Origin of the sequence: Pseudomonas fulva, from assembly GCF_023517795.1 — a bacterium.
Taxonomy (GTDB): domain Bacteria; phylum Pseudomonadota; class Gammaproteobacteria; order Pseudomonadales; family Pseudomonadaceae; genus Aquipseudomonas; species Aquipseudomonas fulva_D.
Map to the genome: position 1 here is coordinate 2,887,589 of NZ_CP082928.1, position 12,884 is coordinate 2,900,472.

11 protein-coding genes are annotated in these 12,884 nt (G+C 66.4%); 9 read left to right on the forward strand and 2 right to left on the reverse strand.

Going from position 1 to position 12,884, the window contains the following annotated elements:
- The first annotated feature begins 60 nt into the window (after positions 1 to 60).
- The 4 genes from K8U54_RS13100 to K8U54_RS13115 are packed head-to-tail and all read left to right on the forward strand — an operon-like array spanning position 61 to position 3,491.
- The gene (locus K8U54_RS13100) at positions 61 to 828 is read left to right on the forward strand and encodes an ABC transporter permease (protein WP_249910443.1); all 768 of its coding nucleotides are present in this window, start codon (positions 61 to 63) and stop codon (positions 826 to 828) included.
- Positions 825 to 1,619, forward strand: a complete 795-nt coding sequence (locus K8U54_RS13105; RefSeq protein WP_249906278.1) for an ABC transporter permease — start codon at positions 825 to 827, stop codon at positions 1,617 to 1,619. The genes K8U54_RS13100 and K8U54_RS13105 overlap by 4 nt, the downstream gene beginning before the upstream one ends.
- Positions 1,616 to 2,647, forward strand: coding sequence for an ABC transporter ATP-binding protein (locus tag K8U54_RS13110; protein WP_249906279.1), 1,032 nt, complete (start codon positions 1,616 to 1,618; stop codon positions 2,645 to 2,647). The genes K8U54_RS13105 and K8U54_RS13110 overlap by 4 nt, the downstream gene beginning before the upstream one ends.
- Positions 2,640 to 3,491, forward strand: a complete 852-nt coding sequence (locus tag K8U54_RS13115) for a phosphodiesterase (protein ID WP_249906280.1) — start codon at positions 2,640 to 2,642, stop codon at positions 3,489 to 3,491. Before K8U54_RS13110 ends, K8U54_RS13115 begins: the two co-directional genes overlap by 8 nt.
- Positions 3,492 to 3,534: 43 nt before the next feature.
- Here K8U54_RS13115 and K8U54_RS13120 read toward each other — a convergent pair whose 3' ends face one another.
- Positions 3,535 to 4,656: a methyltransferase gene (locus tag K8U54_RS13120; RefSeq protein WP_249906281.1), complete on the reverse strand. Its 1,122-nt coding sequence runs from the start codon at positions 4,654 to 4,656 to the stop codon at positions 3,535 to 3,537.
- Positions 4,657 to 4,960: 304 nt separating this feature from the next.
- Here K8U54_RS13120 and K8U54_RS13125 point away from each other — a divergent pair, with 304 nt between their 5' ends.
- On the forward strand, positions 4,961 to 5,950 hold the full coding sequence (locus K8U54_RS13125; protein WP_249906282.1) for a TRAP transporter substrate-binding protein: 990 nt from the start codon (positions 4,961 to 4,963) through the stop codon (positions 5,948 to 5,950).
- 349 nt (positions 5,951 to 6,299) lie between these two features.
- On the opposite strand, the gene K8U54_RS13130 is transcribed toward K8U54_RS13125, so the two are convergent.
- Positions 6,300 to 7,220: a LysR family transcriptional regulator gene (locus tag K8U54_RS13130; protein ID WP_249906283.1), complete on the reverse strand. Its 921-nt coding sequence runs from the start codon at positions 7,218 to 7,220 to the stop codon at positions 6,300 to 6,302.
- 113 nt (positions 7,221 to 7,333) lie between these two features.
- Between K8U54_RS13130 and araD1 the strand changes: the two genes are divergently transcribed.
- From araD1 to K8U54_RS13150, 4 genes are all read left to right on the forward strand, one after another.
- Complete coding sequence (gene araD1 / locus K8U54_RS13135; protein ID WP_249906284.1) at positions 7,334 to 8,329, forward strand: AraD1 family protein; 996 nt, start codon at positions 7,334 to 7,336, stop codon at positions 8,327 to 8,329.
- 69 nt (positions 8,330 to 8,398) lie between these two features.
- The gene (locus K8U54_RS13140) at positions 8,399 to 9,976 is read left to right on the forward strand and encodes an aldehyde dehydrogenase (NADP(+)) (RefSeq protein WP_249906285.1); all 1,578 of its coding nucleotides are present in this window, start codon (positions 8,399 to 8,401) and stop codon (positions 9,974 to 9,976) included.
- A gap of 249 nt (positions 9,977 to 10,225) precedes the next feature.
- Positions 10,226 to 10,999, forward strand: a complete 774-nt coding sequence (locus K8U54_RS13145) for a ferredoxin--NADP reductase (RefSeq protein WP_249906286.1) — start codon at positions 10,226 to 10,228, stop codon at positions 10,997 to 10,999.
- Between the two features lie 282 nt (positions 11,000 to 11,281).
- Positions 11,282 to 12,847 (forward strand): TerC family protein, encoded by a 1,566-nt coding sequence (locus K8U54_RS13150; RefSeq protein ID WP_249906287.1) that lies wholly within the window; start codon positions 11,282 to 11,284, stop codon positions 12,845 to 12,847.
- Positions 12,848 to 12,884 lie beyond the last annotated feature (37 nt).

The following is a 12,884-nucleotide window of genomic DNA, read 5'->3' on the forward strand; positions in this document are numbered from 1 at the left end:
AGCAGGCCGCTGTGGCGCTGGCGGCCGGGGGCTGCCGTGGCGCTGGTGCCGGCTGCTGCCATGTTGCTGGCCTTCTGGATACTGCCGCTGGCCCATCTGGTGCTGCTTGGCGGCGAAAGTCGCGGCGGGGCGGGCAGTGGCTACTGGCAGGTGCTGAGCAGCGGCCAGTATCTGAGCAGCCTGGCGCAGACCAGCATGCTGGCCGCCACGGTGACCCTGGCGGCACTGCTGGTGGGCAGCATCAGCGGGGTGTTTCTCGCCCGCCAGCGCTTCTTCGGCCGTTCGGCGCTGGTCGCCCTGCTGACCTTTCCCCTGGCGTTTCCCGGCGTGGTAGTGGGTTTTCTGGTGATTCTGCTGGCCGGCCGCCAGGGCGTGTTCGCGGCGCTGGGCCTGGGGCTGGTGGGCGAGCGTTGGATATTCGCCTATTCCCTGGCCGGTCTGTTTCTCGGCTACCTGTACTTTTCCATACCGCGGGTGATCCTCACCGTGATGGCCGCCAGTGAAAGCCTCGATGCCAGCCTGGAGGAGGCTGCCCGCTCGCTGGGCGCCAGCCACTGGCGGGTCACCTGGGACGTGATCGTGCCGGGGCTGATGCCGGCGCTGGTGTCCTGCGGCGCGATCTGCTTCGCCACCTCGATGGGCGCGTTCGGTACCGCCTTCACCCTGGGCACCCAGCTCAACGTCACGCCCGTGGCGATCTACAACGTGTTCACCAACTACGCAAACTTCAGCGTGGCCGCCGCGCTGTCGGTGCTCCTCGGTGCGCTGACCTGGGCGGTGCTGCTGGTGGTCAGGAAGTGGGTGCGCAACGCCGGAGGGCTGCTATGAAACGCTCGACGCTGTTTGCCGCGCAGTTGATCTTCACCTGCCTGGTCTGCGCCTTCATGCTGGTGCCGGTACTGCTGTCGCTGCTCGCCGGGCTGACCCGCAATTACTTCCAGGGGCTGTCCAGCGGCCTGACCTTCGACTGGCTCGTGCAGGTGTGGCAGGCCTATTCACCGACGGTGTGGCTGTCGCTGCAACTGGCGCTGGCCTGCGCCCTGTGCGTCTGCGTGATCGGCGTGCCGGCGGCTTACGCCCTGGTGCGCATGAACAACCGCTTCAGCCGCGCCTTCGAGGAACTGATGGTGCTGCCGGTGGCGATGCCCGGCCTGGCCAGTGCGCTGGCGCTGCTGCTCACCTACGGTCATCTCGGCGGCTTTCGTGGCAGCTGGCTGTTCATTCTGGTCGGCCACGTGCTGTTCACCCTGCCGTTTCTGGTGCGCCCGGTAATGGCGGTGATGCAGCGCCAGAACCTGCCGACCCTGGAAGATGCCGCCGCCAGTCTCGGCGCCGGCCCGCTGCGGCGCTTCTTTACCGTGGTGGTGCCCAACTGCCGTGCGGGCATCCTCGCCGGGGTGCTGATGGTCGTCACCCTGTCACTGGGCGAATTCAACCTGACCTGGATGCTCCACACGCCGATGACCAAGACCCTGCCGGTGGGCCTGGCCGACAGCTACGCCTCGGCGCGGCTGGAAGTCGCCAGCGCCTACACCCTGCTGTTCCTGCTGATGATCGTGCCGCTGCTGATCGCCCTGCAGGCCATCAGCGCCCGCCTGTCCCGTGGAGACCAACGATGACCGCTACCTCCATTCGCCTGCACAACTGCCGCAAGGCGTTCGCCGACGGCACCGTCGCCGTGGACGACCTGAGCCTGGAGATCCACGCCGGCGAGACCCTGGCCATCCTCGGCCCGTCCGGCTGCGGCAAGACCACCACGCTGCGCCTGATCGCCGGGCTCGAGCGCCCGGATGCCGGGCAGGTGTCGTTCGCCGGGCGCGATGTCACGCCGTTGCCCATCGAGCGCCGCGACGTGGGCATGGTATTCCAGAACTACGCGCTGTTTCCCAACCTCAACGTGGCCGACAACATCGGTTATGGCCTGAAGGTGCGCAAGGTGCCCCGCGCCGAGCGCGAACAGCGCTGCGCCGAACTGCTCGAACTGGTCGGCCTGCAGGGCTATGGCCATCGCGCCATCCATGAGCTGTCCGGCGGCCAGCGCCAGCGCGTCGCCCTGGCCCGCGCGGTGGCGCCACGCCCGCGGGTACTGCTGCTCGATGAACCCCTGGCGGCCCTGGATGCCCAGTTGCGCGAGCGCCTGCGCAGCGAGCTGGGCCAGTTGCTGCGCGAGCTGGCCATTACCGCGGTGTTCGTCACCCACGACCAGGGCGAGGCCATGGCCCTGGGCGACCGCATTCTGGTCATGGAGCGCGGCCGCATCGCGCAGCTGGCCACGCCGCGGGCGCTCTATCAGCAGCCGGCCAACGCCTTCGTGGCGAATTTCATCGGCACCCTGAATGCCTTCGCGGTGCTCGGCCGCACGGCCAACGGCGTGCAGGTCAACGGCGGCGAGTTGCCGTGGAGCGCCAGCGAGCTGCCAACCACTCTGTATTGCCGGCCCGAGCACCTGCAGGTGACCCGTACGCCCGGCCATGTGCGCGGGCGGCTGCTCGGGCAATTCTTTCAGGGCGCGCAGAGCCGCCTGCTGGTGGACGTGGGCGGCGCGCAGCCGCTGTCGGTGGACAGCAGCGACGACCGCCTGCATGCCCCCGGCGATTTGATCAACCTGGCCGTCGAGCCCCAGCGAGTGTTCAGCCTCAATGCCTGATGTCATCCCCAGCGTTCCGACCTTCCTTATTGCGCAGATCAGCGACCTGCACCTCAAGGCCGGCGGCAAGCCGAGTTACGGGGTGGTCGATACCTTGGCGGCGCTGCGCCGCGCGGTCGACCACCTCAACGCCAGCCAGCCACGCCCGGACATCGTGGTCATCAGCGGGGACCTGGTGGACTTCGGTCACCCCGACGAATACGCCGTGCTGCGGCCCGAACTGCAGCGCCTGGCCATGCCCTGTTACCTGGTGCCCGGCAATCATGATGATCGCGCCCACCTGCTGGCCGCCTTTGCCGACCACGGCTACCTGCCGCGGTCGCCCGAGGCGCCGCTGGACTGGGTGGTCGACAGCCACCCGGTGCGCCTGATCGGCCTGGACACGACGATTCCGGGCAGCCATGGCGGGCAACTGCAGGACAGCCAGCTGCGCTGGCTGGACGCCCAGCTGGCGCTGCGCCCGCAGGTGCCGACGGTGCTGATCCTGCACCACCCGCCATTCACCAGCGGTATCGGCCATATGGACCGCGAGCCGTTTCGCAACGCGGCGGCCCTGGAGTGGCTGATCGGCGGCCACCCACAGGTGGAGCGGCTGCTCTGCGGGCACCTGCATCGCCCGATCCAGCGGCGTTTTGCCGGCAGCCTGAGTTGCGTGTGCCCCGGGGTTTCCCACCAGATCGTGCTGGACCTGCAGCCCAGCGCGCCGGCCCACTTCAACCTGGAGCCGCCTGGCTACCTGCTGCACCACTGGCACGCCGAACACGGCCTGGTTACCCACACCGGGGTGTTCGGCGAATACCCGGGGCCCTATCCGTTCTATGACGGCAATGGCCTGATCGACTGAGCAAAGGATTCCTGGGTGTCGCCGTCGATGCAGTCTTGCGGGGTTACTTGGTCGCCTTGAGCACCACGAACTTCGGCGTAGCCGCCACCTGCTCGACGCCGCGGAACAGCCGCGACAATTTGGCGTGGTAGCCCAGGTGGCGGTTGCCGACGATCCACAGCTCGCCGCCGGTGACCAGCGCACTGCGCGCCTGCTGGAACATGCGCCAGGCGAGGAAGTCGCCGACCACCTGCTGCTGGTGGAAGGGCGGGTTGCACAGCACCAGGTCCAGCGAGTCGGCAGGCTGCTCGGCCAGGCCATCACCGGCGCGGACTGTCACCGGGCGTTCGCCCAGCGCGGCTTGCCAGTTCTCGGCGGCGGATTGCACGGCCATATAGGATTCGTCCACCAGGGTCAGTTCCGCCTGGGGGCTGCCGAGGGCATAGACGATGCCCAGCACGCCGTTGCCGCAACCCAGGTCGGCCACCCGGCGATTGTCCAGGTGGCGCGGCAGGTGCGGCAGGAAGGCGCGGGTGCCGATGTCCAGGCCTTCGCGGCAGAACAGGTTGGCGTGGTTGCTGAGTTCCAGCGCCGGTTTGTCGAGGCGGTAGCGGGTCGGGTAGGGCGACTGCGCTGCCGGCTTGGCTTCGGGCGTGGCGTGCAGCAAACGGGCTTTTTTCACCGCCAGTGAGGCCTGCACCGGGCCGATGTACTTCTCCAGCAGGTCGCCAGCGGCGCGCGGCAGGTGCTTGATCATCGCCCCGGCGATCACCTGGGCGTCTGGCGCCAGCTGAGCTTGCAGACGGATCAGCTGTTCTTCCAGCAGCGCCAGGGTTTTCGGCACACGGATCAGCACCATATCGAACGGACCACTTGCTGGCTCGCTGGCCGGCACGAAGGTCACCGCGTCTTCAGGGAGGCCGTTACGCGCCAGGTTGAGGCGCAGCGCCAGGTGGCCGAGGTGCGAGTCGCCGCTGCTGGTTACCCGGGCGCGCCCGACCAGGGCACAGGCCAGGGCGCCGAAGCTGTCGTTGAGCAGCAGCACGCGCCCGGTACTCGGCAGCGTCTGCACCTGCTCGAGCAGGTAGGCATCGGCGGCGTCGAAGGCCTGCAGGGGCATGCCGGGTTGCTCGGGTTGGCGCTGCAGCTCGAGGGTGGCGAACGGGGTGGCGAAGGACGACGACATGCTGATCTCGTGGTGGGCGTGGCGGGGCGCATTCTGCCACGGCACGGGCATTGAATCTTCAAGCTGTGCAGCAGTTGGCGTTATTGCGCTTGTTCTGCGGCGGAGGATGGAGAAGAATCGCGCCCCTGCCAGAACGGGCGCCTTTTCACCGTGCCCTCTGCACAGCCCTCCAATAATAGTCGGACACCCGCGCTCCGCGCCGGGCCTAGCCGACAGCGACCTCAGCGAAGGTCATCCGAAACCCCCATTTCCCTCAGGTGCTGCCTCGCGCATGCGCCGCTGTCTGCTATTGCCGAGGTGTTGCATGTTCAAGTCCGTTGTCACCACAGCCCTGTCCGCCCTGCTGCTGATCTGCACGCCGGCGTTCGCCGCCGAGCCCATCGTCATCAAGTTCTCCCACGTGGTCGCCGAAGACACCCCGAAGGGCCGTGGTGCGCAGCTGTTCAAGGAACTGGTGGAGCAGCGCCTGGGCGACAAGGTGAAGGTCGAGTTGTACCCGAACTCCACGCTGTTCGGTGACGAGGACGAACTGCAGGCGCTGCGTGAGGGCAAGGTGCAGCTGCTGGCGCCGTCGCTGTCCAAGTTCGACGCCTACACCAAGCAACTGCAGGTGTTCGACCTGCCGTTCCTGTTCGACGATCTGGAAGCGGTGAAGCGTTTCCAGAAGCGCGAGAAGAGCCGCGAGCTGCTGCGTTCCATGGCGGGCCACGACATCTACGGCCTGGCCTACTGGAACAACGGCATGAAGCAGCTTTCCGCCACCCGCGCGCTGAAGGCGCCGGCCGATGCCAAGGGTCTGAACTTCCGTATTCAGCCATCTCCAGTACTGGAGGCGCAGTTCGCCCAGATCGGCGCCACCGCCAGCAAGATGGCCTTCAGCGAAACCCTGGCGGCGCTGCAGAAGGGCACCGTGCAAGGCGCGGAAAACCCCTGGTCGAATTTGGCCAGCCAGAAGCTCGACAGCGTGCAGCCGTTCATCACCGAAACCAACCACGGCTCGCTCAACTACATGCTGATCAGCAATTCCAAGTTCTGGATCAGCATTCCCTACCAGGTGCGCACCCAGCTGGAAGCGATCATCGAGGAGGTCAGCTTCAAGGTGAACCAGGACGCCGAGGAGCTCAACCGCAAGAGCCGCGAGCAACTCGTTGCCGCCGGCCGCGCGCAGATCATCACCCTGACCCACGAGCAGCGCGAAGCCTGGCGCGAGGCGATGCGCCCGGTATGGCAGCGTTTCGAAGCCGAGATCGGCACCGACGTGCTGCGTGCGGCGCAGACGGTCAATCGGCGCTGATTGGTTGCGCCGGCTTGATGCATATCCCTGTGGGAGCGCAAGTCCGTAGGATGGGTGAAACCCATCGGGATTGGGGGCACCTGCGCGGCCCGACCCATCCTAGGAAGCTATGTGAATCCTTTGAGCTCGTAGGGTGGACGACGCTTCACCCGTCCACCGCTGCAGTCGCATGGTGGATGAAAAAAGCGTCATCCACCCTACAACTACTATGTGAATCCTGTGAGCGTATGGCATGGTCGCGGTTTTTCGCGGGCATGGCCCGCTCCCACATCTGAAGGCGCTCAAGGCCGTAGGATGGGTGCAACCCATCGTGGGATTGATGGGTTGCACCTACACGGCCCGACCAATCCTACGAAGTCCGCAACTCCTCCAGCAGCAAACGCGCTGGCGATGACAGCGGCGAGCCGCGCCGGCTGATCACCCCGTAGGGCTCGCTGCGCAGCACCTGGGCCACATCCAGGCAGGCCAGCTGGCCCGAGCGCGCCGCCGACTGGGCGGTTTCCCGTGGCATCAGGGCCACCAGGTTCGGGTCCTCCTCCAGCAGCATCAGGGTGGCGAAGGTCGAGGCGGTTTCCAGCGGGTAGCGCGGAAACTCCAGTTCGGCGTCGCTGAATGCCCGCTCCAGCACCAGGCGCATCGGCATGTTCGCCGGGAACACCACCCAGCTGTAGGCGGCCAGTTGCGCCAGGCTCAGGCCCGGCGTGTTAGCCAGCGGGTGCGCGGGATTGGCCACCACTTTCAGCTGCTCGTCATGCAGGCTCAGGCAATCGTAATCATCTGGCCGGCGGCTTACGCTGGTCCGGCAGATCGCCAGATCCAGGCGGCCCTGGTCGATCAGGCTGAGCAGCCGCGCGCTGGTGTCCTCGACGATTTCCACCGACAGCTCCGGCTGCCGCGCCCGCAACCGCGACAGGGCGCGGGTCAGGTGCGGCACCGCGCCCATGATCACGCCCACCACCAACCGGCCGCCCTGGCCTTGCAGGATGCCGAGCATCTCCTCGCGCAGATGCGCCAGGTCGCTGTGGATCAGCCGCGCGTAGCGGATCGCGCAACGCCCCAGATCGTTGGCCTCCAGACCCTGGCTGGTACGGGTGAACAGCCGCGTGCCGAACGCCGATTCGATTTCGTTGAGGGCCTTGGTCGCCCCCGGCTGGCTGATCGCCACGGCGTCGGCGGCCTTGTGCAGCGAACCCTGCTCGTCGAGGGCGATCAGCAGACGCAGCTGTTTCAGGCGCAGTCGGGACACCAGAGCAGGGAGGGATGCGAGCATGGTGATAACCATCGGTTATTGCTTGATCAGAGCCTGTCATTAGGCAGGCTGGCGCGCAGTTCGTAAAGTCTGCCCTGTACCCGTTCGGGCAAGACTGACAAGAGAGACAAGCCATGCGACTGATCCAGTTCGAATCCACCCGCGGCCAGCGTCAGGTTGGCGTTGTCGACGGCGATGCCGTGCGTACCGTACGGGGCGTTGCCAGCACCCGCGAGTTGGCCCTGGCGGCGATCCGCGCCGGGCGCAGCCTGCAGGCCGAGGTCGAGAACCGCGGCAGCGACGCCGGCCCGGCCTATGCCGAGCTGCAGCAGGGTGGGTGCATTCTGCCGCCGCTGGATCATGAAGACCCGGCCCACTGCCTGATCAGCGGCACCGGCCTCACCCACCTGGGCAGCGCCGCGACCCGTGACAAGATGCACCAGCAGAAGGGCCAGGACGAAGCGACGCTGACCGACACCATGCGCATCTTCCGCTGGGGCCTGGAGGGTGGTAAACCGGCCGCCGGCCAGGTTGGCGCGCAGCCGGAGTGGTTCTACAAGGGCGATGGCAGCAGCGTCGTGCGCCCTGGCGCCGACCTGCCATTGCCGGCATTCGCCGAAGATGGCGGTGAGGAGCCGGAGCTGGTCGGCCTCTACGTGATCGGTGACGACGGCAAACCCTATCGCCTCGGTTACGCCCTGGGCAACGAATTCTCCGACCACGTGCTGGAACGCCGCAATTACCTGTACCTGGCCCATTCCAAACTGCGTTTCTGCGCCTACGGGCCGGAGCTGCGTGTTGGTGCGCTGCCGGCGCACCTGGCCGGCACCAGCCGTATTCATCGCGGCGGCGAGGTGATCTGGGAGAAGGAATTCCTCAGCGGCGAGGAGAACATGTGCCACAGCCTGGAGAACCTGGAATTCCACCACTTCAAGTACCAGCAGTTCCTGCGCCCGGGCGATGTGCACGTGCATTACTTCGGCACGGCTACGCTGTCCTATGCCGACGGTATCCGGGCGCAGCCCGGCGATACCTTCGAGATCGAAATGAGCGAGTTCGGTGCGCCCCTGCGCAACGGCCTGGTAGCGGCCGATGAGCCGCTGCAACCGGGCAGCGTCACCACCCTTTGAAGCATTCATCGTTATCCATGCCAGGGCCAGGTTCGGCCCCGGCTTGGTGCTGACCAGGAGGAAACATTCATGTCCGTTAACGGCCACAACATCATCGGTGGCGCCTACAGCGCCCGCGGCAGCGTGAAGCTGCAGAGCGTCGATGCCGCCACTGGTGAAACGCTGCCGTACGAATTCGTCGAGGCCACCGAGCAAGAAGTCGATGCCGCCGCCAAGGCCGCTGCCGCCGCATATCCGGCTTATCGCAGCCTGCCGGCGACCCGGCGCGCCGAGTTTCTCGAGGCCATCGCCGACGAGCTGGATGCCCTGGGCGAGGACTTCATCGCCATCGTCTGCCGTGAAACCGCGCTGCCCGCTGGCCGCATCCAGGGTGAGCGCGCGCGCACCAGCGGCCAGATGCGCCTGTTCGCCCAGGTGCTGCGCCGCGGTGACTTCTACGGTGCGCGCATCGACCGCGCCCTGCCGGATCGCCAGCCGCTACCGCGCCCCGACCTGCGCCAGTACCGCATCGGCCTCGGCCCGGTCGCGGTGTTCGGTGCCAGCAACTTCCCGTTGGCGTTCTCGACCGCTGGCGGCGATACCGCCTCCGCCCTGGCGGCCGGCTGCCCGGTGGTGTTCAAGGCCCACCCCGGGCATATGACCACCACCGCCCTGGTGGGCGCGGCGCTGCTGCGCGCGGCCGAGAAAACCGGCATGCCCAAGGGCGTGTTCAACATGATCTACGGGGGCATCGTCGGCGCCGCGCTGGTCAAGCACCCGGCCATCCAGGCGGTCGGCTTCACCGGTTCGCTGCGCGGCGGTCGTGCCCTGTGCGACATGGCCGCGGCGCGCCCGCAGCCGATCCCGGTGTTCGCCGAGATGAGCAGCATCAATCCGGTCATCCTGCTGCCCGAAGCCCTCAAGGCCCGTGGTGGGAAAATCGCCGGCGAACTGGCCGCCTCGGTGGTGCTGGGCGCCGGCCAGTTCTGCACCAACCCGGGCCTGGTGCTCGGTATTCGTTCGCCGGAGTTCAGCGCCTTCCTGGAAAGCTTCACCGCCAAGATGGCCGAGCAGCCGCCGCAGACCCTGCTCAATGCCGGCGGCCTGGAGGGCTATGCCAAGGGCATCGCTGCGCTCGCCGCACACCCCGGCATCAGCCACCTGGGCGGCGCCAACCAGGAAGGCAATCAGGCGCGTCCGCAGCTGTTCAAGGCCGATGTCAGGCTGCTGCTGGACGGTGACGAGCGCCTGCAGGAAGAAGTCTTCGGGCCGACCACCGTCGTCGTCGAGGTGGCCGACCGGGCCGAGCTGCAGAAGGCGATCGAGGGCCTGCATGGCCAACTGACCGCCACGCTGATCACCGAGCCGGGTGATCTGGCTGGCAGCGAAGCCCTGTTCGCGCTGCTCGAGCAGAAGGTCGGTCGGGTGCTGTTCAACGGCTATCCGACCGGTGTCGAGGTGTGCGATGCCATGGTCCACGGCGGCCCGTACCCGGCAACCTCCGATGCCCGTGGTACCTCGGTCGGCACCCTGGCCATCGACCGCTTCCTGCGCCCGGTGTGCTACCAGAACTGCCCGGACGCGCTGTTGCCCGATGCCCTGAAAAACGCCAACCCGCTGGGCATCGCCCGCCTGGTCGACGGCGCCAGCAGCCGCGAGGCGTTGTAAGCGCCTGCTGCGTCGCTAGAGAAAGCCGACCTCTGGGTTGGCTTTTTTGCGGGCGGTGGTTTCCCGGGTGTCGCTCCCACAAGGCACGGTGGTGCCAGCCAGTAGGGTGGATAACGCGAAGCTTATCCACCAATCACATCGGGACCGTGCACCCGTCAATCCCGTCCAACCGTTCTCCCTGATCTTTACCGGTGTTTCCCGCGGCGGCTTTGCGCGACACTAGGGCCATGAGCCCTGATGGAGCCGCCGATGAGCAACGATGACAAGTTTACCCGCCAGACCCTTCTCGACGTACAGACCCTGACGCCCAGCCTGTTCACCCTGCGCACCACCCGCGACGCCGGGTTTCGTTTTCGTGCCGGGCAATTCGTGCGCCTGGGCGTGGAGAAGGCCGACGGCTCGGTGGTCTGGCGCGCCTATTCGCTGGTCTCGGCGCCCCACGACGAGCATTTGGAGTTCTTTTCCATCGTGGTGCCCGGCGGTGAATTCACCAGCGAACTGAGCCGTCTGCGCGTCGGCGACACCCTGCTGGTGGAGAAGATGGCCACCGGTTACCTGACCCTGGACCGCTTCGTCGATGGCCGCGACTTGTGGCTGCTCGGCAGCGGCACCGGCATCGCGCCGTTTCTGTCGATGCTGCAGGATTTCGAGGTCTGGGAGCGCTTCGAGCGCATCGTGCTGGTGTACAGCGCCCGCACGCTGGCCGAGCTGGCCTATCAGGACATGATTCACGGCTTCTCCGCCTTGGAGCACCTGGCCGAATTCACCCACAAGCTCATCTACCTGCCGGTGGTCACCCGCGAGCAGGCGCCGGGCTGCCTGAATGCGCGCATCACCGAGCTGATCGACAATGGCGAGCTGGAACGCGCCGCCGGTCTGCAACTGACCCCCGAACATTCGCGGGTGATGATCTGCGGCAATCCCCAGATGATCGACGACATTCGCGGGTGCCTGAAGGCGCGCAACATGAATCTCAGCCTGACCCGGCGACCCGGGCAGGTAGCCGTGGAAAACTACTGGTAAAGCACGGTTACAAACTTGGCGCTTTCAGTGTGACCCGCGCTCCAGTAGATTGCAGGGTCTGTTTCCCATTATCCGGTCTTCATGGACAGCGACAGTAGACGATCGCCCTCGCCGTTATGGACGAGGGCGGTACTTCCCCAAGGCGGCGCCACCCGGCGCAAGCCTCCCGTGCAGCAGAGCGCTGCGCATTCTTCCCGACAGCCGAGCCTTCACGCGCCTGCCTTGCGCATGCGTGGTGCATTCGGCCGTCTCCGTTTTCCCCTAGAGAGAGCTGCACACTAAATGGAATGGATGGCTGATCCGACGGCCTGGCTGGGCCTGTTGACCCTGATTGTCCTGGAAATCGTCCTGGGCATCGACAACCTGGTGTTTATCGCCATCCTCGCCGACAAGCTGCCGCCCGAGCAGCGGGATCGTGCGCGGGTAATCGGCCTGAGCCTGGCGCTGATCATGCGCCTGGGCTTGCTGGCCAGCATGGCCTGGCTGGTGACCCTCACCGACCCGCTGATCGAGGTGTTCGGCAAGACCTTCTCCGGGCGTGACCTGATCATGCTGTTCGGTGGTGTGTTCCTGCTGTTCAAGGCCACCATGGAGCTGCACGAACGCCTGGAAGGGCGGGTACACCAGCCGGGTGGTGCACGCACCTACGCCAAGTTCTGGCCGGTGGTGGCGCAGATCATCGTGCTCGACGCGGTGTTCTCCCTGGATGCGGTGATCACCGCCGTCGGCATGGTCGAGCACCTGGAAGTGATGATGATCGCGGTGATCATCTCCATCGGCCTGATGATCGTCGCCAGCAAACCGCTGACGGCCTTCGTCAACGCCCGCCCGACGGTGATCATGCTGTGTCTGGGCTTCTTGATGATGATCGGTTTCAGCCTGACCGCCGAAGGCCTTGGCTTCCACATTCCGAAAGGCTACCTCTACGCGGCCATCGGCTTCTCGATCCTCATCGAGCTGTTCAACCAGGTCGCCCGTTCGCGCCGCAAGCGCAGCCTGCAGGGCCAGCGCGGCCTGCGTGACCGCACCGCCCATGCGGTGATGCGCATGCTCGGCGGCAAGGTGCAGGCCGATGAAGTGGGTGAGGACATCGCCGACATGCTCGAGGGCGAGCAGGGCGGAACCGCGCTGTTCGATCGTCGCGAGCGGGTGATGATCAGCGGTGTGCTGAACATGGCCGAGATGTCGATCCAGAAGGTCATGACCGATCGCATGGAAGTCGATTGCATCAACCTCGACGACGCCCCGGAGAAGATCCAGCAGGCGCTGCTCGATTCGCCCCACTCGCGTCTGGTAGTGATCCGTAACGACTCGCGCGACGAACCCCTGGGCTACATCCACAAGAAGGAGCTGTTCAAGGAACTGCTCAAGGGCCAGCAACCGGATATCGAGAGCCTGGTACGGGCGCCGATCAACCTGCCGGACAGCTCCAGCGTACTCAGCTCGCTCGAGCAGATGCGCCAGGGCTCGACCCACGTGGCCTTCGTGGTCAACGAGTTCGGCGGCTTCGAAGGCCTGCTGACCCTCACCGATATCCTCGAGGCCATCGCTGGCGAGCTGCCGGATGCCAGTGAGGTGGAGGGGCCCGATGTCGAGGAAGTGGACGGCGGTTACCGGGTCAACGGTGCGGTCAACCTGGCGGTGCTGCGCGAGCGCATGAACTTCGCGGCCAAGCCGACCGACGACTACCAGACCCTGGCCGGCCTGGCGATGAGCCTGCTCGACCGCCTGCCGCTGATCGGCGACAAGGTCGAGTACCTGGGCTGGGAGCTGACGGTGATCGAGGTCAAGGAGCGCCGCATCACCCGGGTGCTGCTCAAGCCGGGCAGCGGCGAATCCGTTGCCTGACCTGAACCTGATAGGAGAACGGCGCCCTGGAGGCGCC

Excerpts from the sequence above, each read along its gene's own strand:
- K8U54_RS13140 (WP_249906285.1), top strand. The coding sequence starts at position 8,399 with ATGTCCGTTAACGGCCACAACATCATCGGTGGCGCCTACAGCGCCCGC.
- K8U54_RS13120 (WP_249906281.1), bottom strand. The coding sequence starts at position 4,656 with ATGTCGTCGTCCTTCGCCACCCCGTTCGCCACCCTCGAGCTGCAGCGC.
- K8U54_RS13125 (WP_249906282.1), top strand. The coding sequence starts at position 4,961 with ATGTTCAAGTCCGTTGTCACCACAGCCCTGTCCGCCCTGCTGCTGATC.
- K8U54_RS13130 (WP_249906283.1), bottom strand. The coding sequence starts at position 7,220 with ATGCTCGCATCCCTCCCTGCTCTGGTGTCCCGACTGCGCCTGAAACAG.
- K8U54_RS13145 (WP_249906286.1), top strand. The coding sequence starts at position 10,226 with ATGAGCAACGATGACAAGTTTACCCGCCAGACCCTTCTCGACGTACAG.
- K8U54_RS13150 (WP_249906287.1), top strand. The coding sequence starts at position 11,282 with ATGGAATGGATGGCTGATCCGACGGCCTGGCTGGGCCTGTTGACCCTG.
- K8U54_RS13110 (WP_249906279.1), top strand. The coding sequence starts at position 1,616 with ATGACCGCTACCTCCATTCGCCTGCACAACTGCCGCAAGGCGTTCGCC.
- K8U54_RS13100 (WP_249910443.1), top strand. The coding sequence starts at position 61 with ATGTTGCTGGCCTTCTGGATACTGCCGCTGGCCCATCTGGTGCTGCTT.
- araD1 (WP_249906284.1), top strand. The coding sequence starts at position 7,334 with ATGCGACTGATCCAGTTCGAATCCACCCGCGGCCAGCGTCAGGTTGGC.
- K8U54_RS13115 (WP_249906280.1), top strand. The coding sequence starts at position 2,640 with ATGCCTGATGTCATCCCCAGCGTTCCGACCTTCCTTATTGCGCAGATC.
- K8U54_RS13105 (WP_249906278.1), top strand. The coding sequence starts at position 825 with ATGAAACGCTCGACGCTGTTTGCCGCGCAGTTGATCTTCACCTGCCTG.